Annotated in this window: 19 protein-coding genes; 7 read left to right on the top strand and 12 right to left on the bottom strand. The window is 56.6% G+C overall.

Annotated features, from left to right (window positions below; translation table 11 throughout):
- Window positions 1-99 precede the first annotated feature (99 nt).
- The 7 genes from EX31_RS06845 to argH are packed head-to-tail and all read right to left on the bottom strand — an operon-like array spanning window position 100 to window position 7,175.
- Window positions 100-1,455, bottom strand: a complete 1,356-nt coding sequence (locus tag EX31_RS06845) for an MmgE/PrpD family protein (RefSeq protein WP_037033997.1) — start codon at window positions 1,453-1,455, stop codon at window positions 100-102.
- On the bottom strand, window positions 1,448-2,350 hold the full coding sequence (locus EX31_RS06840; protein WP_037033996.1) for a polysaccharide deacetylase family protein: 903 nt from the start codon (window positions 2,348-2,350) through the stop codon (window positions 1,448-1,450). The genes EX31_RS06845 and EX31_RS06840 overlap by 8 nt, the downstream gene beginning before the upstream one ends.
- On the bottom strand, window positions 2,343-3,197 hold the full coding sequence (locus EX31_RS06835) for a polysaccharide deacetylase family protein (RefSeq protein ID WP_037033995.1): 855 nt from the start codon (window positions 3,195-3,197) through the stop codon (window positions 2,343-2,345). Before EX31_RS06835 ends, EX31_RS06840 begins: the two co-directional genes overlap by 8 nt.
- Window positions 3,198-3,218: 21 nt before the next feature.
- Window positions 3,219-4,040 (bottom strand): ABC transporter substrate-binding protein, encoded by an 822-nt coding sequence (locus EX31_RS06830; protein WP_013575490.1) that lies wholly within the window; start codon window positions 4,038-4,040, stop codon window positions 3,219-3,221.
- Between the two features lie 38 nt (window positions 4,041-4,078).
- On the bottom strand, window positions 4,079-4,843 hold the full coding sequence (locus tag EX31_RS06825) for an amino acid ABC transporter ATP-binding protein (protein ID WP_013575489.1): 765 nt from the start codon (window positions 4,841-4,843) through the stop codon (window positions 4,079-4,081).
- Window positions 4,844-4,856: 13 nt separating this feature from the next.
- Entirely contained in the window at window positions 4,857-5,729 is an 873-nt protein-coding gene (locus tag EX31_RS06820) for an amino acid ABC transporter permease (RefSeq protein WP_037033994.1), read from the bottom strand.
- Between the two features lie 18 nt (window positions 5,730-5,747).
- Window positions 5,748-7,175, bottom strand: a complete 1,428-nt coding sequence (argH, locus tag EX31_RS06815) for an argininosuccinate lyase (protein ID WP_037033992.1) — start codon at window positions 7,173-7,175, stop codon at window positions 5,748-5,750.
- 189 nt (window positions 7,176-7,364) lie between these two features.
- Between argH and EX31_RS06810 the strand changes: the two genes are divergently transcribed.
- The 7 genes from EX31_RS06810 (at window position 7,365) to EX31_RS06780 (ending at window position 14,655) form a co-directional block, all read left to right on the top strand.
- On the top strand, window positions 7,365-8,345 hold the full coding sequence (locus EX31_RS06810; RefSeq protein WP_037033991.1) for a LysR family transcriptional regulator: 981 nt from the start codon (window positions 7,365-7,367) through the stop codon (window positions 8,343-8,345).
- 274 nt (window positions 8,346-8,619) lie between these two features.
- Window positions 8,620-9,627, top strand: a complete 1,008-nt coding sequence (locus tag EX31_RS06805) for an ABC transporter substrate-binding protein (RefSeq protein ID WP_013575485.1) — start codon at window positions 8,620-8,622, stop codon at window positions 9,625-9,627.
- Window positions 9,624-10,433, top strand: coding sequence for an ABC transporter permease (locus EX31_RS06800; RefSeq protein ID WP_013575484.1), 810 nt, complete (start codon window positions 9,624-9,626; stop codon window positions 10,431-10,433). The genes EX31_RS06805 and EX31_RS06800 overlap by 4 nt, the downstream gene beginning before the upstream one ends.
- Window positions 10,433-11,203 (top strand): ABC transporter ATP-binding protein, encoded by a 771-nt coding sequence (locus EX31_RS06795; RefSeq protein WP_037033990.1) that lies wholly within the window; start codon window positions 10,433-10,435, stop codon window positions 11,201-11,203. The genes EX31_RS06800 and EX31_RS06795 overlap by 1 nt, the downstream gene beginning before the upstream one ends.
- Window positions 11,204-11,219: 16 nt before the next feature.
- Complete coding sequence (hisD, locus tag EX31_RS06790; RefSeq protein ID WP_013575482.1) at window positions 11,220-12,560, top strand: histidinol dehydrogenase; 1,341 nt, start codon at window positions 11,220-11,222, stop codon at window positions 12,558-12,560.
- Between the two features lie 2 nt (window positions 12,561-12,562).
- Window positions 12,563-13,885 carry a hypothetical protein gene (locus tag EX31_RS06785; protein WP_037033989.1) on the top strand — a complete coding sequence of 441 codons (1,323 nt, stop codon included), beginning with the start codon at window positions 12,563-12,565 and terminating at the stop codon, window positions 13,883-13,885.
- Window positions 13,885-14,655, top strand: coding sequence for an SDR family NAD(P)-dependent oxidoreductase (locus EX31_RS06780; protein WP_037033988.1), 771 nt, complete (start codon window positions 13,885-13,887; stop codon window positions 14,653-14,655). Before EX31_RS06785 ends, EX31_RS06780 begins: the two co-directional genes overlap by 1 nt.
- Before the next feature lie 243 nt (window positions 14,656-14,898).
- Here the strand turns inward: EX31_RS06780 and EX31_RS06775 are convergent, their stop codons facing one another.
- From EX31_RS06775 to hutH, 5 genes are all read right to left on the bottom strand, one after another.
- Window positions 14,899-15,984: an iron-containing alcohol dehydrogenase family protein gene (locus EX31_RS06775; protein WP_037033987.1), complete on the bottom strand. Its 1,086-nt coding sequence runs from the start codon at window positions 15,982-15,984 to the stop codon at window positions 14,899-14,901.
- A gap of 76 nt (window positions 15,985-16,060) precedes the next feature.
- Window positions 16,061-17,212 carry an alpha-hydroxy acid oxidase gene (locus EX31_RS06770; protein ID WP_037033986.1) on the bottom strand — a complete coding sequence of 384 codons (1,152 nt, stop codon included), beginning with the start codon at window positions 17,210-17,212 and terminating at the stop codon, window positions 16,061-16,063.
- Window positions 17,209-18,375 (bottom strand): histidinol-phosphate transaminase, encoded by a 1,167-nt coding sequence (gene hisC / locus EX31_RS06765; protein WP_037033985.1) that lies wholly within the window; start codon window positions 18,373-18,375, stop codon window positions 17,209-17,211. Before hisC ends, EX31_RS06770 begins: the two co-directional genes overlap by 4 nt.
- 173 nt (window positions 18,376-18,548) lie before the next feature.
- Window positions 18,549-20,237: a urocanate hydratase gene (hutU, locus tag EX31_RS06760; RefSeq protein WP_037033984.1), complete on the bottom strand. Its 1,689-nt coding sequence runs from the start codon at window positions 20,235-20,237 to the stop codon at window positions 18,549-18,551.
- A 57-nt stretch (window positions 20,238-20,294) separates the two neighbouring features.
- Window positions 20,295-21,845 carry a histidine ammonia-lyase gene (gene hutH, locus EX31_RS06755; protein WP_037033983.1) on the bottom strand — a complete coding sequence of 517 codons (1,551 nt, stop codon included), beginning with the start codon at window positions 21,843-21,845 and terminating at the stop codon, window positions 20,295-20,297.
- Between the last annotated feature and the right edge of the window lie 94 nt (window positions 21,846-21,939).

The raw sequence follows: 21,939 nt of genomic DNA, 5'->3' as shown, positions 1-21,939 counted from the left end.
CTGGAGGCTAATCATCTGATTTGACACCAGCCACGCAGGATGAACAAGTGAAAAATTTGCCCTGTCTCTTTGCACCGCTCCCTGCGAAGGGGGAAGGAGTTACCGCCCGATGAACGCATTAATATCTCGCGCCAGTTCCAGCCGCATCCCCTGCTCCCATATTCTCTCTGCCCCTTCCGCCGACATCACCCGCGTCGCCAGCGAGATAAACTTCTGTTTAAGCTGCTCATCAGAAACCGGATTTCCCGGTGCGCCAAGCGCGACATCAACCCGCAGGGTTTGCGACTGGCCAGAACGGGTGAAGAGCGTGACATCCGGCTCGCCGTCGGCGCTCAGGGTGTCGTCTTCCCGCAAATCAATCCGGCGGATCATCTCCAGCAAGGCCGGATCCTGACGTTTATCAGCGTCATACGCCGCCAGCCCTGCGTGTCCAAAGACCACACGGGCGGCGATAGCGTAGCGGATACTCATCTGCGCGGCGGCCAGCGTGGCGATTTCGTTGTCGCCGCACATGCCGTTGAGGAACGGACACAAGCGCACAACGATTTTTTCGATATCCCCCGCGCTGGCATTCAGTCTTTCCAGCAAAATGCCGGTGGCGTCGATGGCTGAATGCGTGCCACGACAGGAGGCGTAAGGCTTGATGGAACAACGTTCCAGCTTCCAGATTTCCCCCAGTTGCGCGGTCAGCGCTTCCGGCGTTGCACTGGCAGGGGCCAGCGTGGAAAGAAATCCTCCCCATTTATCCCCGAATAACTGCGACGGGCCGCTGATGCCCTGCCTGGCACTCAGCGCGGCCAGCACACCGCCTTCGGCAGCACGTCCGGCGTGCAGTTTTTTACTCTGCGAACCGTCGTGGATAAACGCCCACAAGCCGCCGCTGAAACTGCCGGAGATGCCTAATGCCGAACTGATTTGCGCCGCATTCAGCCCCATTAATTTTCCGGCTGCCGCCGCCGCACCAAACACGCCGCAGGTGGATGTCGAATGCCAGCCTGCGCCGTTATGTGGTGAATATCCGCCACAGGCTTCCAGCACGCGGCGCGCCACGTCATAACCGATCACGACCGCAGTGATAAACGCTTTTCCGCTGACCGGTTGCGGGCATAACGGCAGTACTGCCAGCAAAGCCGGAATCACCACCGCGCCGGAATGATCGCAACCGCCGGTATCATCAAGTTCCAGCGCATGCGCCGCCACGCCGTTAAGCAGCGCGGCGTTGCGCGGCGACGTCAGTTCGCGACAGCCCCACACCGGCGAAAGCGGCAATGCGCCTTCACCGAGGATCATCGCCGCCACCTGTTTTGCAACATCGCTGGCGGATCCCACCAGCCCCGCGCCGAGCGTGTCGAGGATATGCCGTTTGGCGCGTTCAACAAGCCGTGGCGGCAAATCCTCAAAACGGGTGTTCACCACGAATCCGGCCAGAAGCTGCTGTTGTGAAACATTACTCATAGCTGACTCCCGGCGCGGTGTGTTGCATCCAGATTTGCGCCGGATGCGACGCCTCGTTTTGCGGCTGATTCTGCGACCACCAGTCCGCGACTTCGCCGGCCGTCGCCACCCAGACATCCGGGTGCGAAGTGATGTAATCCAGCAGTTCCGCCAGCATACCAATGCGCCCTGCCGTGCCGATCACTTCCGGATGCAGGCGAAGCACGTAACACAGGCCAAAACGGTGGAAACCGTCGAAATCCATCTTCATATTGCCGAGGGTATGGCGGTAAGAGGCAATCCGCGACTGCGCCGGAGGCACCGCCGGGCTGAGGTTAAAGGCAAAATACGGCTCGTCTTCCATTTCATAATGCAGCGGCAGTTCCACCAGCCGCGACGCCAGACCATCCTGCATCGGCTGGAAATAGGGTAAATCATCCCCGCGCCAGCCGGATGTCCAGCTGAATCCTTCATCCGCCAGCACATCCGCAAAGCCCGGCGCCCAGTTACCGGCGGGCAAACGAAAGCCGCGTGGCACTTTACCCGTCAGCGCTTTCAGCGCCGCTTTACCCCGTTGCAGGCTGTCAGTTTGCTGATGCAACGACAGGCCGTCAAAATGGACGAATTCATAGCCACAGGTCGCCAGTTCGTGACCGGCACGGTCTATATCACGGATCTTCTGCGGGTTTTCATCCGCCACAATGCCCGGCACACACCACGAGCTGCGCAGGTTTTTCTCCTCCAGCAAAGCCAGCAGCCTGTCGATGCCGCGCAGCGTGCCATAACGCCAGACGGACAGCGTTTTTTCGCGTCCGGCCACCGCAGGCACCTGACTGAGAATGCCGTGAATATCATTGAAATCAACAGTAATCACCACCGCAGAGCGGTAACCTGCGGGCCAGTTTTGTTCAGTCATTGGCATGCTCCTGCATCCACCAGTGCGCGACGTCCCGGCAACGTGCAAACCACACGTCATCCCGCGCTTTCAGGTGAGCAAAAAATGCGTCAAGTAGCATAATGCGTCCGGGTTTTCCGCTGATTTTGGGATGGAACAACGTGGTCAGGCTCAGCCCTTCATCCATCGCGCCATCGAATTCACGACACCAGTTATCCAGCGTCAGTTCATAGCTGGCGGTGCGGTCTAAGCCTGAGGGGAAATTCGGCTCGCGGGTATAAGCAATAGAAGCGTAATCGTCCATTTCCCAGCGGCCCGGGATTTCCACCAGCGGGCGATCATGCCCCGCAACGTTGATGAGATAAGGCCGGTCGTCGCCGCGCATACTGCTGGAATAGGTCACGCCCGCCTCCAGTAACATGGCGGGGGTTTCTGCATGCCAGTCACCGGAAGGCGTGCGAAAACCCTCGGCTCGGATGCCGAGAAACTGCCAGAAAATCTCGCGGGATTTCTGCATCACCCACAACTGCTTCTCCGCGCTGATGGCGTAAAAAGACTCATGACGGTAACCGTGATACGCCACTTCATGGCCGCGTCCGACAATCGCCTGACACTGTTTCGGCCAGTTCTCCACGACCCACGCGGGGATGAAAAATGTCGCCGGAAGCTGGTGATCATCAAGCAAATCAAGAATGCGCTCCAGCGCGCGGTAGGGCCCGTAAGCGCCGAAGGTAAAGTAATCCGCTTTCTGCCAGAGGGTGCCGTTAAGCATCGCATCGCCGGTCGGGCCGTCGAGGTCAAACGCCAGCGCCATGCAGCCGCGTTTGTTTTGCGGCCATAAACTGGCCGCCTGTTGTGAAATCGTCATGAGTCAGTCCGTCACCTGAGGTTATTTGCCTTTGTTGATGGTCACTTCCTGGATTGCACCATCCTGCAAACCCCATTTGGTGAGGATTTTCAGATAGGTACCGTCGGCGATCATGTCGGTCAATGCGCCTTTTACCGCGTCAATCAGCGGCTGATCGTCCTTGCTGATCCCCATACCGGTCACCTGATAGGCAAAAGCTTTGCCCAGCGGTTTATAGGTGTCTTTCTCCAGATTCATGATGTACGGCAGGGTTTCGCTGCCCTGCACCACGCCTTCAATACGCCCCTGACGCAACTGGGTGCGCGCATCCGCCGTGCCTTCCGCGCCAATCACCACGATGGCGGGCTTACCTGCCGGAACGCAGTTAGCTTCACTCCAGGCCGCAATTTCAGCCGGGAATGTGGTACGGCGGCTGGTGCCGACTTTCTTGCCGCACAAATCCAGCATGGTATTGATTTCTTTGTGCGCGACGGTGGTATAGAACTGCGGCCCGCTGTTGTAGTAATCGACGAACGTGGCGATGTCCTGACGCGGTTTGGTGTCGGTCATACCGGATAAAATCATATCGACACGATGGGTGGCGACGGCGTTAACCATCTGTTCGAAGCCGATTTCCTGCCAGCTGATTTTGCGGTTCAGGCGTTTGCCGAGTTCCATGCCCAGATCGTAATCCATGCCGGTCAGATTACCGGTGGCCGGATCTTTGAATTCCAGCGGCGGATAGTTCGGCATCATCGCCACTTTAATTTCGTCTTTTTGCTTCAGCTCTGCCGCGCTGGCGACAGAAACAGCGCCGTTCAGCAGCACGCCAGCGGTAATGAGGGACAACAATGTTTTTTTCATGAAGGCATTCCCATAGTCAAAAGTTAACGTCAAAAGGGTCAGATCAGGACGGCAGAAATAAAGTTCTGCGTCCGTGGATTTTGCGGGTTGAGCAAAATATCTTCCGGATTACCACTTTCTATAATTCCGCCCTCGTCCATGAAGACCACGCGGTTTGCCACTTCCCGCGCGAAACCTAATTCATGCGTGACCACAATCATGGTCATGCCTTCTGCCGCCAGGCCGCGCATCACCGCCAGCACTTCGCCCACCATCTCCGGGTCGAGCGCCGAGGTGGGTTCATCAAACAGCATCACTTTGGGTTTCATCGCCAGCGCCCTGGCAATCGCCACGCGCTGTTGCTGGCCGCCGGAAAGTTCCAGCGGATAAGCATCACGCTTATGCGCCAGCCCGACGCGTTCAAGCAGCGCCATCGCTTCCTGCGTCGCCTCTTTCACCGGACGCAGCAGCACCTGACACGGTCCTTCGATGATGTTTTCCAGCGCGGTTTTGTCCGGGAACAGATTGAAACGCTGGAATACCATGCCGGTTTTCAGCCGCTGACGGGCAATCTGCCGGTCATTAAGCGGATACAGCTTTTTGCCGTCCATGCGGTAACCGACCAGTTCGTCATCGACCCAGACGCCCCCGCTGTCGATACGCTCAAGTTGATTGATGCAGCGCAGAAATGTGCTTTTCCCTGAGCCGGAAGGCCCGATGATGCACATCACTTCGCCGTGTTTAACCTCAAGATTGACGTTTTTCAGCGCCTGAAACTGATCAAAGTACTTATTGACGTTGACGGCTTTGATAATACTTTTCATGGTCAGGCTCCTGTCAGTGGCTGGTGCGGCGGCGGGTGCCACGGCCAAAATATCGTTCCAGACGGTTCTGCCCGAGCGACAGCACGGTCACCACCACCAGATACCAGATGCCCGCCACAAACAGCAGTTCCATTACCCGCGCATTGGCGAAGTAAATGGTCTGCGCGTTATAGAGCACTTCGGAATACTGGATCATGCTGGCAAGGCTGGTGGTTTTCACCATGCTGATGAATTCGTTACCAATGGGCGGGATAATCACCCGCATTGCCTGGGGCAAAATAATCCGCCGCAGCGCGTGCAGACGGGTCATACCGATGGATTTCGCGGCTTCGTACTGCCCGAGATCGACCGAGATCAGCCCGGCACGCACCACTTCCGAGGTGTACGCGCCCTGATTAATGCTCAGGCCGAGCAGCGCGGCGGTGAACGGCGTCATGATATCGACGGTCTGAATGTTGAATACGCCGGGAATGGCGATGACCGGGAAAATCAGCGCCAGGTTAAACCACAGCAACAGTTGTAAAATCAGCGGAGTGCCGCGAAAAATCCACGTATACCCCATCGCCACGCTGCGCAGGACCGGGTTTTGCGACATGCGCATCACGGCGATAATCACCCCGAACACGATCCCCAGCGCCATCGCCAGCACCGACATCACAATGGTATTGCCCAGACCGAACAGAATGGCTTTGGCAGTCAGGAACTGCGCCACGTACTGCCATTCGATTTTGCCGTGCGCAAAGGCATTCACCAGCAACGCCAGCAGCAGCAGGATCACCACCGAGGCAAAAATCCGGCCGTAATAACGTTGCGGCACGTAGTGATATTCGCTGAGATCAATCTCTGCGCTTTTCGCGTTTTCCGACATTTTCTGATAAGGGGTCATAAGCCTTCTCCCGCCCGGTTATAAAGACAAGCCAGCGTAGCCTATAGCCCAGTTCGCCTGCGCCTGCAGACGAATTTTCAGCCGCGCAATTTGCTCCTCCACCCGCACCGGCGCCGTGCCGCCTTTGCCGCTGCGGGCGTTGATCGCCGCTTCCAGCGTCAGGCATTCACGCACGTCGGCGCTCAGGCGTGCGTCTACTGCCAGTAACTGCGCGTCGCTGACCTCGTGCAGCGCCAGATTATGTTGCTCACACACCTGCACCAGTTTGCCGGTGATTTCGTGGGCTTCCTTGAACGGCACGCCACGGCGCGACAGCCAGTCGGCCACTTCAGTCGCCAGCGTAAAGCCCTCCGGTGCCTGTTCCCGTAAACGCTCAACATTGACGGTCATGGTATCGATCATGCCCGCCATCGCAGGCAGCACTAACAGCAACTGTTCGACGGTATCCAGCGCATTACGTTTGTCTTCGATAAGGTCACGGTTATAGGAAAGCGGCAGGCCTTTCATGGTGGTCAGCATGGCGGTGACGTTGCCAATCAGCCGTCCGCTTTTGCCGCGCGTCAGTTCAGCGATATCCGGGTTTTTCTTTTGCGGCATGATGGAACTGCCGGTGGCGTAGCCGTCGTCCAGTTCAACCCAGCGGAACTGGCGCGATGCCCACAGACACACTTCTTCACTGATGCGGGAAAGATTGACGCTCAGCATACTGCCCGCAAACAGGAATTCTGCGACGTGATCCCGGCTGGCCACGGCATCAATCGAGTTCTCACAGGCGCCGTCATAACCGAGATCTTTGGCGGAGAGTTCCGGGTGCAGGGCAATGGCAGAACCCGCCATCGCCGCCGCGCCCAGAGGCGACAGTGCGCAACGCTTATCCCAGTCCTGAAAGCGTTCAATGTCACGGCAAAAGGACTGCGCATGCGCCATCAGCTGATGCCCGAACACAATCGGCTGCGCCTGCTGAAGATGGGTAAAGCCCGGTGCCAGCGTATGAATATGCTGTTCCGCCTGCTTCACCAGTGCAGTCTGAAGTTCGAGCAATGCCGCCACAATCTTGCGGGCGTGGTCGCGCAGGTAGAGGCGTAAATCGTTAGCGGTCTGATCATTACGTGAACGTCCTGCCCGCAGCTTGCCGCCGAGTTCCCCCAGCCGCTCGGTCAGGCTGCGTTCGATAAACGTGTGAACGTCTTCATCCCCCTGAACCGGCTGAATAATGCCGGCACGGAAATCCTTCGCCAGTTGTTTAATAGCCTCCACCATCAGGACGGTTTCATTTTCGTCGAGTAAACCGGCGCGGCTTAATTCATACGCATGGGCGCGGCACCCTTCCAGATCATATTCGGCAAGGGAAAAATAATATTCCGGGCTGCGCGATAACGCGCTTAATGCGGCGGCTGGCCCGTGTTTGAAGCGTGCTCCCCACAGTAATTCTGGCTGTTGCGACATAATTTTTTCCTTGTATGGCATAAATGTTGCAAACCTGGATCCGGTGGCATGTCTGACGGTAAGAGAAAATAAAACCCTTCCGGCAACATGACGAATGACACTGAACAATCTGAGGCTTGCAAGGTAATAACGAGTGAGGCTACGTGAATTTGATGGTGTAGATTTTAAAGGCGGGGGTAAATATTAATTATGGAAAGTCCACTTTCCAAATCAGGAAACACATCACCCGCAAAAAGTGATATTAACCAGCACAGCCTTGGCGTCGCCGATTTAAAACTTTTGCGCGTCTTTAAAACCGTGGTGGAAGCCGGTGGCTTTACCGCCGCATGCAATGAACTGAATATTGGCCTGGCGGCGATCAGTAAACAAATTTCTGATCTCGAAATCCGTTTTGGCATGAAACTTTGCACCCGAGGACGCGAAGGATTTTATTTAACCGAACACGGTAAAGTGGCTTATCAGGCCTGCCTTGATTTATTTTCATCCATCAATCAGTTTCGCGACAAACTCAATCACGCCCGTCATGAACTGTTTGGCGAGCTGAATATTGGCATCATCGACAACACCATCACTGACCCGCAATCGCCCGTAGTCAGTGCGTTGGGTGAGATTTACCGTCAGGCACCGAAGGTCAGTATTCGCCTGCACGCCACTCAGCTGGACGAGATTGAACGCGGGATTATCGACGGACGTTTTACCTGTGGCATCATGCCGGTGTATCAGGAAAAACCGGAGTTTGCTTACTATTTCCTCTATCATGAAATGGCTTATCTTTATTGCGGCGACAAACATCCGCTGTTCAGCGTCCCTGCCGCTGAAATAAAAGAATCACAGATCAAATCGTCGCACATGGTGAATCATTTTTACGCCAATCACAGTAAAAAAAATATCTTTTCGGATGTCACTTCCACGCACGCCATTGCGGTGCAAGTCGAAGCCGTCACCATGCTGCTGATGACGGGAAATTATCTCGGATTTCTGCCTGAACATTACGCCAGTGCCTTTATGGGCGGAAATAAACTCCGCGCACTGATGCCGGAGAATATTGAAATTGCCACACCGTTCAGCCTTGTACTGAAAAAAGGCGCACCGTTTAATTCGGTGATGACGTTATTTTACAACGCCCTTAAACAGGCATTAATCCCCGTTCCTGAAGCCAGAGCCAGCTGACCGGCTTATGCACCCTTTGTATATCACTGTTTTTCTGCACCCTGAAGGTGCAAAGAAAGTCATGTTGTGGTGCGGATTATCACTTTTAATTATAAGTTCATTTACCTTCTTCTCATTAATTATCTAAAAATGTATAACATCAAAGCCCTGCATGATTTCCTTCTGCGATTTCAACTGTGGCGCAGTAATTGCTTCACCTACTTGTCTATACAGGGTTGCACATTAGGATTTTTATTGGCCGTCTTTTTCTCTTCCCACACCAAGCGAGGAAATTATGTCACCTTCTCAGACCTTTACGGGTTTCTTCAAAAACAAACTGGCTCTGGCCTGTTGTCTTGGCGCACTCAGCACATTCAGCCTGAGCACCTCCGCCGCTGCACCCGAAGCGGGCACGTTCAAAATGGGCATTGAACCCTGGCTGGGTTACGGCCAGTGGCACGTCGCACAAAGTCAGGGCATTTTTAAACAACAGGGGCTGGAGAAGGTCGATATCATTAACTTCGCCGAAGATAAAGACATCAACGCCGCCTTAGCCAGCGGCCAGATCGACGGCGCAAACATTGCCACACATACCGCGATGGCGATGGTCTCTGCCGGTTTGCCGATCAAAGTGGTGCTGTTACTGGATCAAAGTGAAACCGCAGACGCCCTGCTGGTGGGCAAAGACATCACCACGCTGAAAGATCTGAAAGGCAAGCAGGTGGCCTTTGAAGAAGGCACCACCAGCGACATTCTGTTGCACAGCGCCGTTAATTCTGCAGGTCTGAAATGGAGTGATATCACACCGGTGCCGATGCCAGCCGATTCTGCGGGCAGCGCGCTGATTGCCAAACGCGTCACTGCTGCCGTCACTTATGAACCCTATATTTCTGCCGCGAAAAAACAGGACCCGTCGCTGAAAATGCTCTACAGCGGCTCTTCCGATCCCGGCCTGATTGGCGATGTGCTGGTGGTCCGTGATTCCGTACTGAAAGAAAAACCGGGGCAAATCGCTGCGCTGATCAAAAGCTGGGACGCCGCCCTGACCCATTATCAGGCCAATACCACAGCGGATCGCGCCATCATTGCCAAAGCGGTTGGCGCAACGCCTGCAGATCTGGAAACCGCGTTTGACGGCGTGAAATATTACTCGCTGGCGGAAAACAAACAGGTGCTCAGCCATTCCTTCTCCGACCAGACCTTCGCCCACGTGCTCAAAGCCGCCACCGCCGCCGGGCTTATTCCTAAACCGGTAACCGCCGCCGGGGTGATTGACGCCAGCTTCGTGAACAGCCTGCCATGAGTTCGCGTCGTAAACCGCTCAATCTGATGGTGATTGGCCGCCTGCCGTCGCGCAAAGTGTTCGTCGGCATTGCGGTCACGCTGTTCGTGATCCTATTTCTTGCCTGGGGGCTGGCAACACGCAGCGGCGCGATCCCGCCGATTTTCCTGCCCAAACTGACCGATGTCTGGCTGAAAATGGTCAGTCTGGCGCAGGACGGCACGCTATGGAGCGACATTAAAAGCAGCCTGTACCGCATCAGTATCGCCTTCGCGATTTCCTCAGTGATGTCGATTGTGATTGGCGTGCTGGCAGGCTGTTACGGTTTCTTCAAAGCGCTGACCGAACCGCTGGTGGACTTTATCCGTTACATGCCGGTGGTGGCGTTCGTGCCGCTGACCATTCTGTGGACCGGCACCGACGATGTGCAGAAATTCCTGATTATCTGGATCGGCACATTCTTCCAGCAGGTTCTGATGGTGATCGACGCAGTGAAACGGGTGCCCGGCGATTTTGTCGGTTTAGGCCGCACGTTAGGCATGCCGGACCGCAAAATCTTGTTCCGCATCGTTTTACCCGGTGCACTGCCGGGTATCTGGGACGCACTGCGCATCAGTCTCGGCTGGGCGTGGACATGGCTGGTGCTGGCCGAACTGGTGGCATCCACGTCCGGGCTCGGTTACCGCATCGTGGTGTCGCAACGTTTCTTCCAGACTGACACCATCATCGGCTACATCCTGCTGCTGGGTATTCTGGGTTTAATCAGCGATCAGATCATGCGTGCACTTGAGCGCGTGCTGTTCCGCTACAACAAGAGGCGCGCCTGATGTCGGTGTTAACCATTTCCCATCTGCACAAAAGTTTTCAGGTTGGCAAACAAACGCGCGAAGTGCTGCACGACATCAGCCTGACACTGGCGGACAATGAATTTGTTTCGGTGGTTGGCACATCCGGCTGTGGCAAAAGCACCTTATTGTCGATTGCAGCCGGGCTTGAGGATTACGACAGCGGCGACGTTCAGGTGGATGGCAAAACCATTCGCGGCGCGGGCATTGACCGTGGCGTGGTGTTTCAGTCATACACCCTGTTGCCCTGGCTGACAGCGCGTCAGAACATTGAGTTTGCGCTGAAAGCTGCCGGATTCAGCCGCGCGGAATGCCGTGAAAAAGCCAGTCAGCATCTCGAACTGGTGCAACTGACGCAGTTTGCTGATGCCTGGCCCGCGGAGCTTTCCGGTGGCATGAAACAGCGTGTCGCCATCGCCCGTGCGCTGTCTTACCGCCCTAAAATCCTGCTGATGGATGAACCCTTTGGCGCGCTGGATGCCATGACCCGCCATCAGATGCAGGAATTACTGACCGGCATCTGGGAGCAACACCGGCTGACCGTCATGTTCGTCACCCACGATATTGAAGAAGCGGTATATCTTTCTGACCGCATTGTGGTGATGGGCCCCGGCACGATTGCCGCGACTTACGACGTGCCGTTACCGCGTCCGCGCCGTGAGGAACTGAGCGCCAGCCCTGAATTCACTGATCTGCAACGCCAGGTCCTGCACACTATCCGCAGCGGCCATCCCCGCGCTGCACTGGCCTGATAACCGGAGATTGACCATGTCTGCACCTTTTCAAGCCGTAACTTTTCATGATTTGAGTGATTCGTCTGAACTGCCAGCGGAGCTGTTCAAACGCACGGAAGCCGATTTGTCGTTTTTCACTGAGCGCGTTGCGCCGATCATTGAAGCGGTGCGTACCGAAGGCGATGCCGCCCTGCGCCGTTTTGCCCGCGATTTCGACGGCGTTACCGCGCCGCATATGAGCATTCTGGCGGAAGATACGGAATTCGAAACGGCGTTTGAACGCCTCGATCCGCAGGTAGTGGAATCGATCCGTTTCGCCGTCGAAAACGTCCGCGCCTTCCATGAAGCACAAAAACCGGAAGACATGTGGATGAAAGAAATCCGCCCCGGCGCCTTTGCCGGTGACCGCCATGTGCCTATCGATTCCGTAGCCTGTTACGTGCCACGCGGCAAAGGCTCATTCCCAAGCGTGTTACTGATGACCACCATTCCGGCGGTGGTCGCAGGGGTAAAACGCGCCATTGTCATCACCCCGCCTGGCCCCGACGGCAAAGTCGATGACGCCACGCTGGTGGCCGCACGTCTGGTTGGCATTACCGAAGTGTACAAATGCGGCGGCGCACAGGGCGTCGCTGCCGTGGCATTCGGCACGGAAACCGTGCCGAAGTGCCTGAAGATAGTCGGCCCCGGCAGCCCGTGGGTGGTGGCCGCCAAGCGTCAACTCTCGAATCTGATCGACCCCGGCATTCCTGCCGGTCCAAGCGAAAGCCTGATCCTCGCCGATGACACCGTGGACGGTGCGCTGGCAGCGCTGGATCTGATCATCGAATCAGAACATGGCCCGGATTCTTCGGCGTATCTGGTCACCAGCAGCCGTCGGGTCGCTGAACAGGCCATCGCCGCACTGCCCGGTTACTGGGCGCAGCTCGATGAAAAACGGGCCGGATTCTCACAGGCCGTATTATGCGGAACCCACGGCGGCGTGGTGCTGACAGCAGATTTCACCGCAGCCGTTGAATTTGTGAATCAGTACGCGCCGGAACATCTGGAAATTCTGGCCGAAGAACCGATGGCCGTGATGGGCAAAATCCGCAATGCCGGTGAAATCCTGCTGGGCAATTACACACCGATCACGCTGGGGAATTTCGTCCTCGGACCGAACGCAGTTCTGCCGACCAATGGCGCAGCGAAAACCGTCGGGCCGCTGTCTGTGTTCGATTACATGAAACGGATCTCCGTAGGCTATGTCACCCGCGAAGGCTATCAGCCGCTGGCCGATAAAGCACACGCCTTTGCATTGTATGAAGGATTCCCCGGCCACGCGCTGGCGGTATCGGCTTTACGCACTGAGATCATCAACAAAAAAGGCCAGTAACGATGAGCAATATGACGGGCAGTGAACCGCTGGCCGCGCAGGCGCGTCAGTTAGTGCAGGCGGGAGAATGGCAGCAGGCGGCAGACGTTTTGCGCCAGCTTATCGGCGAAGTCACCGGCGTGGCTGCCGGTCAGCTCACCATCAACCGCGATCAGTACAGCCTCAACTCTCTCAACGGCACCGTAACCCTTGAGGATGGCCGCGCCCTGTTCTTCAAATATCACAATGAAGAAGGCGAAGATAAAACCATCGAGGAGTATTACAACGCAGAATTGCTGCGTGAAAGCGGCTTTCGCGTGGATGTTCCTGTCTATGCCTGCGGCGAGCCGGGGCGGCAGATTCTGATGTACACCCTGCGCCATGACCGGCGCATGGCGGACATCTGCCGCGATATCGAACAGCAGCAGGCGTGGGACCAGGAAGCGGAAATCGAAGAGGCACAGCGCCGCGCTGACCGCGATATTCTGACCCATACCCTGCCGACGCTGAAACCCGGCTCAGTCAGTGCGGTGGCGGCCGAACCTGTCCATCAGTTGTTCTATCACCGGCTAATTTCTCCGGAAAACCCGGAAATCACCGCGGGTTTTGGTGGTCGCGTGGCCCGTTTTTACGTCGGTAAAACCTTCCGGCTGGAAGATGAGGAACTGGAATGGCAGACACTGAGCAACCTGCGATGGGTAATCAACGGCGTGGCTTATCAGCACAGTTTACGCCAACTATTCAGTGAAGCAGGCGTCCGCCTGGCACCGGCGGCACTGGCCGATCACGGGGTGATTACCGCGCACGGTGACGCGCATAATGCCAACGTCTGGTACGACACTACGGAGGAAATCCCGCAACTGGTCAGCTTCGACCCGGCGTTTGCCGGTCGCAATATTCCGGCGCTACTGGCGGAAATCAAAGCCACATTCCACAACATTTTTGCCCATCCGCTGTGGCTGTATGAACCTGCACGCTGCGGCGAACTTTACAAAGTAACCGTGATGCGTCGCGGCGACACGTTATATGTCGATCATAACTGGCAGTTAACCCCGCTGCGCGCAGCGTTTTTACGCGACAAAGGCGAGGAATACTGGCAGCCGTTACTGACGCAACTCGCCCGCCACGGCTGGCTGCCCCCCCACTGGCAGCGGATCTTCCGGCTCGCCATGTTCTGCTGCCCGACGCTGGTGCTGGATTTACGCGCCGGAGGTTTCAGCGGCCATACGCCAACCAGTTCCGCCCTCGGGCTGGCAATGGCCGTCATGCTCGGCAGCGAACCGGTCGAAGATACCGATGAGTTCAGCGACTGGCTGGCGCGGATAAGCCCGGTGGGGAGACCCTGATGGCCTCTCCTTTCTCCCTGCAACGTTTCTCGCTGCAAGGCAGGCGGGTACTGATCACCGGCAGTTCACGCGGCATTGGTCAGGCCCTGGCTTCAGGTATGGCACAAGCCGGAGCCAGCGTCATTGTCTCCGGGCGTGATATCACCACGCTGAATGCCGTTTGCGAACAAATCCGCCAGCAAGGCGGTGACGCCACGCCGCTGGTACTGGACGTCACGCAGCCCGCCACTTTTGCCGACGCTTTCGCCTCCCTGCCCGCACCGCCGGATGTGCTGGTTAACAATGCCGGTACTGAACAGTTATGCCCGTCGATGGATGTCGACGAAGTGCTGTGGGACCGCATTCTGACCACCAATCTTAAAGGCGCATTTTTCTGTGCCCAGGCCGCAGCGCGGCTGATGGCTGAAAATGGCGGTGGCAGCATCCTGAATCTGTGCTCCCTGACCAGCCAGGTCGGCGTGCCCGGCGCTGCTGCTTACGGCGCATCTAAATCGGCGATGGTCGGCCTGACACATACTCTGGCGACAGAATGGGCCTGTAAAAACATCCGGGTGAACGGCATCGGACCGGGATATTTCAAAACAGACCTGACCGCTGAGTTTTATGACAACGCCGCCTGGTGCCGGCAGATGCAGGCAAAGATCCCGCTGGGAAGATTTGGCGAACTGGAAGATCTGATCGGCGCAGCGGTATTTCTGAGCAGTCCGGCCGCGGCGTATATCACCGGGCAGGTGCTCTATGTGGACGGCGGATATCTGGCGGGGATCTGATGTCAGACACGGGTTGGCTCAGGCCCCGTGCAAGCTCGGCGTTCAACCGGAGTGTACATAAGTTACTGTTTTGTCTGTAATACCCCACCCCAACCCTCCCCCTTCGCAGGGGAGGGAGCCGACCGGGTTGCTTGTGGGATTGGCTTTTGCTCCTCCCCCTGCGAAGGGGGAGGCCGGGAGGGGGTATTAATGAAAAACCAATAAGTTAAAGCTTGCACGACACACCTGAAACTCTAAAAAACCTTAAATTCTCGCCCCCATTTCCTCCACCCTCGCAATTGCCGCATACAGCGCCTCCGCCGTCACCTGTTCCGGCATATTCGCCATATCCGGCGCATGCAGTGATGCCTGCACAATACTTTCCAGCTCATCCTCATTAAGATCGGCAATCTCACTCAGACGCAGCGGCACAGCGCAGGCTTGCGCAAGTCTGACGGCTTCCAGCAGTTCCTCATCACTGCGGTTTTCCAGCGCCAGCAGGCACAGGTTGCCGAAGCCGACCAGCAGACCATGGCCGAATTCACGGGTTTTATCACAGACCGTGAAACCTTCATAAATGGCGTGGGAAGCAGCGGCATGTGCCCCGCTGCTCATCAGCGATGTCAGGCCCGCAAACATGAAAATAGCATCGAGTACCTGATCCAGCCCGGCGTTCGGTTTACCTGCGCGGACGGCGTCGCAGGCCGCCGGGCCGTAAGATTCGATCAGGTCATAGCAGATCCGGCTGTTGGCGCTGGAAGAACGTGCGACGCCGCTCAGCTGGCCATGATGACTGCTGATGGCACGGAATTCATACCATTTTGCCAGCGTGTCGCCAAGGCCAGCAGCCAGCCAGCGCAACGGGGCAACAGCCAGAATTTCGCTGTCGATGATCACCGAAGCCGGTGCCTGTGGCAGCGGGAATAAATCCCGGAAATGACCGTCGTCGTGGTAACGGATGGTCAGCGGCGTGACGGCGGCGCAGGTCGCGGCAATCGTCGGAATCGTCACAACCGGCACATTGGTTTCCACGCCAACGGCTTTGCAGGTATCAAGAGATTTGCCGCCACCCACACCAATCACGATATCGGCTTTTTTATCTTTAACGATTTTAGCCAGGCGGCTGATATTGCCCTCACTGCTTTCCCCGCCAAACCATTCGCTGCCAACCAGTTCCACGGCGGAACCCTCAAGCTGGTGGCGGATTTTATCCCCCACGGCGGCCAGCGACTGATGGCCACCAATCACCAGCGCACGCGTACCCAGCAGTGCGCAAATGTCACCAAGCTGAGAGATAACGCCGGGGCCGCGCAGGATTTGCGCCGGGAAGATAATATTCTGTGCCTGCATAACTGCCTCTCCGTGATTTTTGTATTTGACGGGTCTGATGAAAATTCTCTGAAGATGTTTTTGTTATTACTTCAAATCAATAGGGTTGTTGACGCAACAAATGCGGCCCAAGCTGGCGAACCGACGTGCAGCCAAGCTGCGCCATCGTGCGGTCAACTTCCTGCAAAATAATCTCCAGCGCCCGTTGCGCACCCGCCTCACCGGCTGCGGCGACACCATATAACATCGGTCTGCCGAGCAGCACCGCATCCGCGCCCAGCGCCAGGGCTTTCACCACGTCAGTGCCACGGCGAAAACCGCTGTCGATGAGGATCGTCGCCTGCGAACCACACAGCTTGCGGATTTCCGGCAGCACTTCCAGTGCACTTACCGAACCGTCGAGCTGACGCCCGCCGTGATTTGACAGCACAATGCCATCGGCTCCGCTCGCAAAAGCGAGCTGTGCATCTTCCGGCGCGAGGATCCCTTTGATCAACAATGCACCCTGCCACTGGCTGCGGATCCAGCGCAGTGTTTCCCAGTTCAGACGGGTATCCATCTGCGCTGAAAAGTAGCTCGCCCCGCCCGCTCCTCGTTGTTTATCTGCCGGAACGTAGGGTTTGAGATTGCCGAAACCAGGCATTCCTGCCGGTTTTAAGGTTCTCCAGACCCAGCCCGGATGCAGCGCGACATCAATCATGCTCAGCACCGATAGCTTCATTGGCCGCCGGTAATTACGCTTATCTCTTTCGCGGTTACCGAAATGCACCGCATCAACCGAGACCACCAGCGTGGTGCAACCGGCTGCTCTGGCGCGCTCCAGCAGGCTGGTGGTGACGCTCCGGTCTTTGAGCACATACAACTGAAACCAGTGCTGGGGCAGATTTTGTGCCGCGATTTCTTCAAGCGAAGCGGATGAAACCGTGCTCTGGATATAGGCGATACCCGCACGTTTCGCTGTACGGGCCAGCATGGTATCCGCGCCGAAACGCAACATGCCGTTATAGCCTGTCGGTGCAATCAGTAACGGTGCAGAAAGCCGCTGCCCGCACACCGTGACGGACAAATCGCGCTGGCTTGAATCGTTCAGTACCGGCGGAATAAAGCGCCAGCGGCCAAAAACCTCACGGTTATCCTGCAGCGTTTGCTCATCATCCGCCCCGCCTTCAACATAGCTAAACGCAAAACGGGGCAAGGCGCATTTCGCCTGCCGGCGCAGATCGTCAATGTTCAGCGCAGCACGTTTCACTCCGCCTCCTCCGTCAGGATACGTTTCAGGCTGTCGATAAACTGCCGGTTATCCTGTTCATTACCGATGGACACGCGGATCCAGTTTTCATAACCGGTTTCACGCCAGGGTTTGATAATCACGCCATAAGTAAGCAAGCGTTGTGCCAGTTCCGTAGCCGGGCGGCCGCAATCGAAGAACAGGAAGTTGGCATAGGATGAGGCGACGTTAAAACCGAGCGCGGTAAGTTCGGCCGCCATGTCCTCACGCAGTGCGGTGACCAGCGCAATGCTGTCGCGGACATGCTGTTTATCCTGCAATGCCGCCACGGCAGCCACCTGCGCCGAACGGTTGATGTTGAAAGGTGTCCGCACCCTGTCCAGCAAATTCACCAGTTCAGGGTGACTGGCTAAACCATACCCCACCCGCAGCCCTGCCAGCCCGTACGCTTTCGAGAAAGTCCGCAGCACAATCCACGGTCGTGGCTGCTCAGCCAGCACCAGCAGACTGTCAGGATAGGCAGCGTCGGTTTCGCAATATTCGAAATAGGCTTCGTCAATCACCAGCACGCAATCCGCTGGCGCGGCATTAATAATGCGGGTGAATCCTTCCCGGTTAAGCATGCAGCCCACCGGATTGGACGGGTTGCTGAAAATCACCATTTTGGCCGGTGTGCGCAGTGCGGTTTCCCAGGCTTCAACATCAAATTCCTGCTGTGCATTCACGCCGACCATCGTGACATCCGCCCCCATCATGCGCGGGAAGATTTCGTGTAAACCAAACGAGGGGATCAGCGTCACAACACGGTCGCCGGGGTTAAGAAACGCCAGCGCCAGCATATGCAGAATGTCTTCGGAACCGTTGCCGATAACAATATTTTCGGCTGCCACGCCGGTATCTGCTGCCAGCGCGTCACGCAGCACCGCACTCGATGCATCAGAATAAATCGCACTGAAACGGGCATCCGCTTCTAACGCCGCCACCACCTGCGGGCTGGCACCAAGCGGGTTTTCATTACTGGCCAGTTTGGCAATATGAGTCACGCCGTATTTTTTTTGCACCGCATCGGCCGAAAGCCCGGCGTTATAAACGCTCAGTGACCGCGCCCCGGGCCTTGCCAGATTTTTCAGAAGCTGTTGCTGCTTTTTAAATGCCGAATCAAGAACTGCCAGATCTGAAGCCATTACTTACCTCACACTGTAGATATGCTCCCGAGTATGCCGTAAATCAGCGGATTTTTACGCCACTTTTTGCAGCATTTTCCGAATGTTTTTAAAACAAAACGGGCAACGGCCTGCGCCACTGCCCGTGAGGTTTGTTCAATTTAATTTCTCAATGAATTAATCACTTACCATTATTACTTTGCGAGCATTGGCAAATTCAGGTGATGACGTTCAGCACAGTCTTTTGCCTGTTCATAGCCAGCGTCTGCGTGGCGCATCACACCGGTTGCCGGGTCGTTCCACAGCACGCGGTCAAGGCGGGCATCGGCTTCCCGGGTACCGTCAGCCACAATCACCATTCCGGCGTGTTGCGAGAAGCCCATCCCGACGCCACCGCCATGATGCAGACTGACCCATGTTGCGCCGCCCGCAGTATTAAGCAAAGCGTTCAGCAGCGGCCAGTCGGAAACTGCATCAGAACCGTCTTTCATGGCTTCCGTTTCACGGTTTGGTGAGGCAACAGAACCGGTGTCGAGATGGTCGCGGCCGATAACCACCGGCGCTTTCAGCTCGCCATTACGTACCATTTCATTGAATGCCAGACCGGCAATATGGCGCTCTCCCAGCCCCAGCCAGCAAATACGCGCCGGTAACCCCTGGAAAGCAATACGTTCGCGCGCCATGTCCAGCCAGTTAATGAGGTTTGCGTTATCGGGGAACAGTTCTTTCAGTTTGGCGTCTGTTTTGTAGATATCTTCCGGGTCCCCGGAAAGCGCCACCCAGCGGAACGGGCCTTTGCCTTCACAGAACAGCGGACGGATATAGGCAGGCACAAAACCCGGGAAATCAAAGGCATTCTCCACGCCTTCGTCTTTGGCAACCTGACGGATGTTATTGCCATAATCGACCGTCGGAATGCCCATCGCATGAAAATCGAGCATTGCCTGAACGTGTTTGGCCATCGACGCACGGGCAGCTTTCACCACCGATTGCGGATCTGACAGTCGTGCATCCTGCCATTTTTCCAGGCTCCAGCCTTCCGGCAGATAGCCGTTCAGCGGGTCATGTGCCGAGGTCTGATCAGTGACGATATCCGGGCGCAGACCGCCTTCTTTTGCGCGGGCAACCAGTTGTGGCATCACCTCTGCGGCATTGCCCATCAGCCCCACGGAAATGGCTTTTTTCTCGGCGCAGGCTTTTTCAATCATGGCCAGCGCTTCATCAATGCTGTGTGCTTTGTAATCGAGATAACGGGTGCGCAGACGGAAATCGATGCGCGATTCCTGACATTCAATTGCCAGTACGCAGGCTCCGGCCAGCACGCCCGCCAGTGGCTGGGCGCCGCCCATGCCGCCCAGACCGGCAGTCAGGATCCATTTGCCGCGCAGGTCGCTGTTGTAATGCTGGCGTCCCGCTTCCGCGAAGGTTTCATAAGTACCCTGCACGATGCCCTGCGCACCGATGTAAATCCAGGAACCGGCGGTCATCTGGCCGTACATCATCAGGCCAGCTTTATCCAGTTCGTGAAAGTGATCCCAGTTTGCCCAGTGCGGCACAATGTTGGAATTGGCAATCAGCACGCGGGGCGCATCGGTATGGGTGCGGAAAACGCCAACCGGCTTGCCGGATTGCACCAGCAGCGTCTCGTCTTCACGCAGCTTGCGTAAACTGTCAAGAATGCCTTCAAACGCCGGCCAGTTGCGCGCGGCTTTACCAATGCCGCCGTAAACCACCAGATCTTCCGGGCGCTCAGCGACATCCGGATCGAGGTTGTTCTGGATCATGCGGTATGCCGCTTCAATCAGCCAGTTCTGGCAGCTCAGTTCCGTGCCCTGCGGCGCACGAACAACGCGGGCAATGGCCGTTTTTTGTGGAGCGTTCATCATCGTTTCCTTCTCTGAAATAGGGTGTTTGAATCAATCTTTACAGGACAAAAGTCATCAGGCAAAGCTTGGCAGCAGCGCTTCAATCGCCGCAGGCCAATGCTCGCGGGAAGCCCACAGACGCATCATTTCAACGTCCGGTGCCATCAGGCGGTCTTTTTCAAGAAACGCCACGTTTTCACGGATAGCTTTCATTTCATTTTCCAGCGTCGCTGAACTTTGCAGCGGACGAAGGAAATCAATACCCTGTGCGGCGGCCATCGCTTCAATGCCCACGACCACGCTGGTGTTAAAGCACATGTCACCCAGACGGCGGGCGGCGTAGGTTGCCATGGATACATGATCTTCCTGATTCGCCGAGGTCGGCAGGCTGTCAACGCTGCCCGGATGCGCCAGCGATTTGTTTTCCGACGCCAGTGCCGCTGCGGTAACCTGCGCAATCATAAAGCCGGAGTTCACACCGCCGTCATTGACCAGAAACGCCGGTAAACCGGAAAGCCCGGTATCGAGCAGTAACGCCATACGACGCTCGGAAATCGCGCCGATCTCAGCGACGGCCAGCGCGATGATATCGGCAGCAAAAGCCACCGGTTCGGCATGGAAGTTACCGCCGGAAATCACGTCACCGTTTTCGGAAAACACCAGCGGATTATCAGAAGCAGCATTGGCTTCGATGCGCAGGATACGGGCAGCGTGGTGCAGGTTATCCAGACAAGCCCCCATCACCTGCGGTACACAGCGGATGGAATACGGATCCTGTACGCGGCCGCAATCTGCATGAGACGTGACAATGTCACTCCCGCGAAGGATCTCGCTCAGTGCCGCCGCCACCCCAATCTGACCCTGCTGGCCGCGGGCTTCGTGAATGCGTGCATCCAGCGGTTTTACGGAACCTTTGATGGCTTCCAGCGACAATGCGCCCGCCACCAGTCCGGCAGAAAATACGCGTTCGGCTTCAAACAGACCGGACAACGCCAGCGAGGTGGAAACCTGTGTGCCGTTAAGCAGGGCCAGCCCTTCTTTCGGCCCAAGTTCAAATGGCTTCAGGCCTGCCGTCGCCAGACCTTCAGTCGCCGACATTTTTTCGCCTTGCGCCGTGACCTGCCCCTCACCAATCAGCATCAGGGAGAGATGCGCCAGCGGCGCTAAGTCACCGGATGCCCCCACTGAGCCTTTCTCAGGAATACACGGATAAACACCGGCATTGAACAAGGTAATCAGTGCGTCGATCACCTCAATGCGGATGCCGGAATGGCCGCGAGACAGGCTCAGCACTTTGGTCGCCATCACCAGACGCACCACGTTATCCGCCAGATCCTTGCCGATGCCGACGCTGTGCGACAACACCAGATTGCGTTGCAGTTCCGCCAGACGCGCCGCCGGAATACGCGTCTGTGCCAGCTTGCCGAAACCGGTATTGATGCCGTAGACCACTTTCCCCGACTCAACAATGCGGGTGACCGTTTCCTGCGACGCCAGCACGCCTGCGCGCGCCTCCTCAGCCAGTTCAAGGCGGACATTGCCCTGATAAATCTTGCGCAGCATCGGCAGATCAACATGACCTGGTTGCAGGCGGCAAAGGGTTAACGCATTGGATGAAGAAGCCATAATCTATTCCTGTATAGACAAGTGAAACCGGAAGTAAACCCGGCTAAGGACGCAGCCCGCCGGGCATTTACGCATTACATGACGAATCTACAAT

The organism is Rahnella sp. WP5 (genome assembly GCF_000745615.1).
Classification (GTDB): domain Bacteria; phylum Pseudomonadota; class Gammaproteobacteria; order Enterobacterales; family Enterobacteriaceae; genus Rahnella; species Rahnella aceris.
Note: the sequence above shows the minus strand (reverse complement) of the source record. Positions and strands in the feature narration are given on the sequence as shown.

Bases quoted from the DNA above. Each gene is read 5' to 3' on its own strand.
- EX31_RS06845 (WP_037033997.1), bottom strand. From the start codon at position 1,455: ATGAGTAATGTTTCACAACAGCAGCTTCTGGCCGGATTCGTGGTGAAC.
- EX31_RS06840 (WP_037033996.1), bottom strand. From the start codon at position 2,350: ATGACTGAACAAAACTGGCCCGCAGGTTACCGCTCTGCGGTGGTGATT.
- EX31_RS06835 (WP_037033995.1), bottom strand. From the start codon at position 3,197: ATGACGATTTCACAACAGGCGGCCAGTTTATGGCCGCAAAACAAACGC.
- EX31_RS06830 (WP_013575490.1), bottom strand. From the start codon at position 4,040: ATGAAAAAAACATTGTTGTCCCTCATTACCGCTGGCGTGCTGCTGAAC.
- EX31_RS06825 (WP_013575489.1), bottom strand. From the start codon at position 4,843: ATGAAAAGTATTATCAAAGCCGTCAACGTCAATAAGTACTTTGATCAG.
- EX31_RS06820 (WP_037033994.1), bottom strand. From the start codon at position 5,729: ATGACCCCTTATCAGAAAATGTCGGAAAACGCGAAAAGCGCAGAGATT.
- argH (WP_037033992.1), bottom strand. From the start codon at position 7,175: ATGTCGCAACAGCCAGAATTACTGTGGGGAGCACGCTTCAAACACGGG.
- EX31_RS06810 (WP_037033991.1), top strand. From the start codon at position 7,365: ATGGAAAGTCCACTTTCCAAATCAGGAAACACATCACCCGCAAAAAGT.
- EX31_RS06805 (WP_013575485.1), top strand. From the start codon at position 8,620: ATGTCACCTTCTCAGACCTTTACGGGTTTCTTCAAAAACAAACTGGCT.
- EX31_RS06800 (WP_013575484.1), top strand. From the start codon at position 9,624: ATGAGTTCGCGTCGTAAACCGCTCAATCTGATGGTGATTGGCCGCCTG.
- EX31_RS06795 (WP_037033990.1), top strand. From the start codon at position 10,433: ATGTCGGTGTTAACCATTTCCCATCTGCACAAAAGTTTTCAGGTTGGC.
- hisD (WP_013575482.1), top strand. From the start codon at position 11,220: ATGTCTGCACCTTTTCAAGCCGTAACTTTTCATGATTTGAGTGATTCG.
- EX31_RS06785 (WP_037033989.1), top strand. From the start codon at position 12,563: ATGAGCAATATGACGGGCAGTGAACCGCTGGCCGCGCAGGCGCGTCAG.
- EX31_RS06780 (WP_037033988.1), top strand. From the start codon at position 13,885: ATGGCCTCTCCTTTCTCCCTGCAACGTTTCTCGCTGCAAGGCAGGCGG.
- EX31_RS06775 (WP_037033987.1), bottom strand. From the start codon at position 15,984: ATGCAGGCACAGAATATTATCTTCCCGGCGCAAATCCTGCGCGGCCCC.
- hisC (WP_037033985.1), bottom strand. From the start codon at position 18,375: ATGGCTTCAGATCTGGCAGTTCTTGATTCGGCATTTAAAAAGCAGCAA.
- hutU (WP_037033984.1), bottom strand. From the start codon at position 20,237: ATGAACGCTCCACAAAAAACGGCCATTGCCCGCGTTGTTCGTGCGCCG.
- hutH (WP_037033983.1), bottom strand. From the start codon at position 21,845: ATGGCTTCTTCATCCAATGCGTTAACCCTTTGCCGCCTGCAACCAGGT.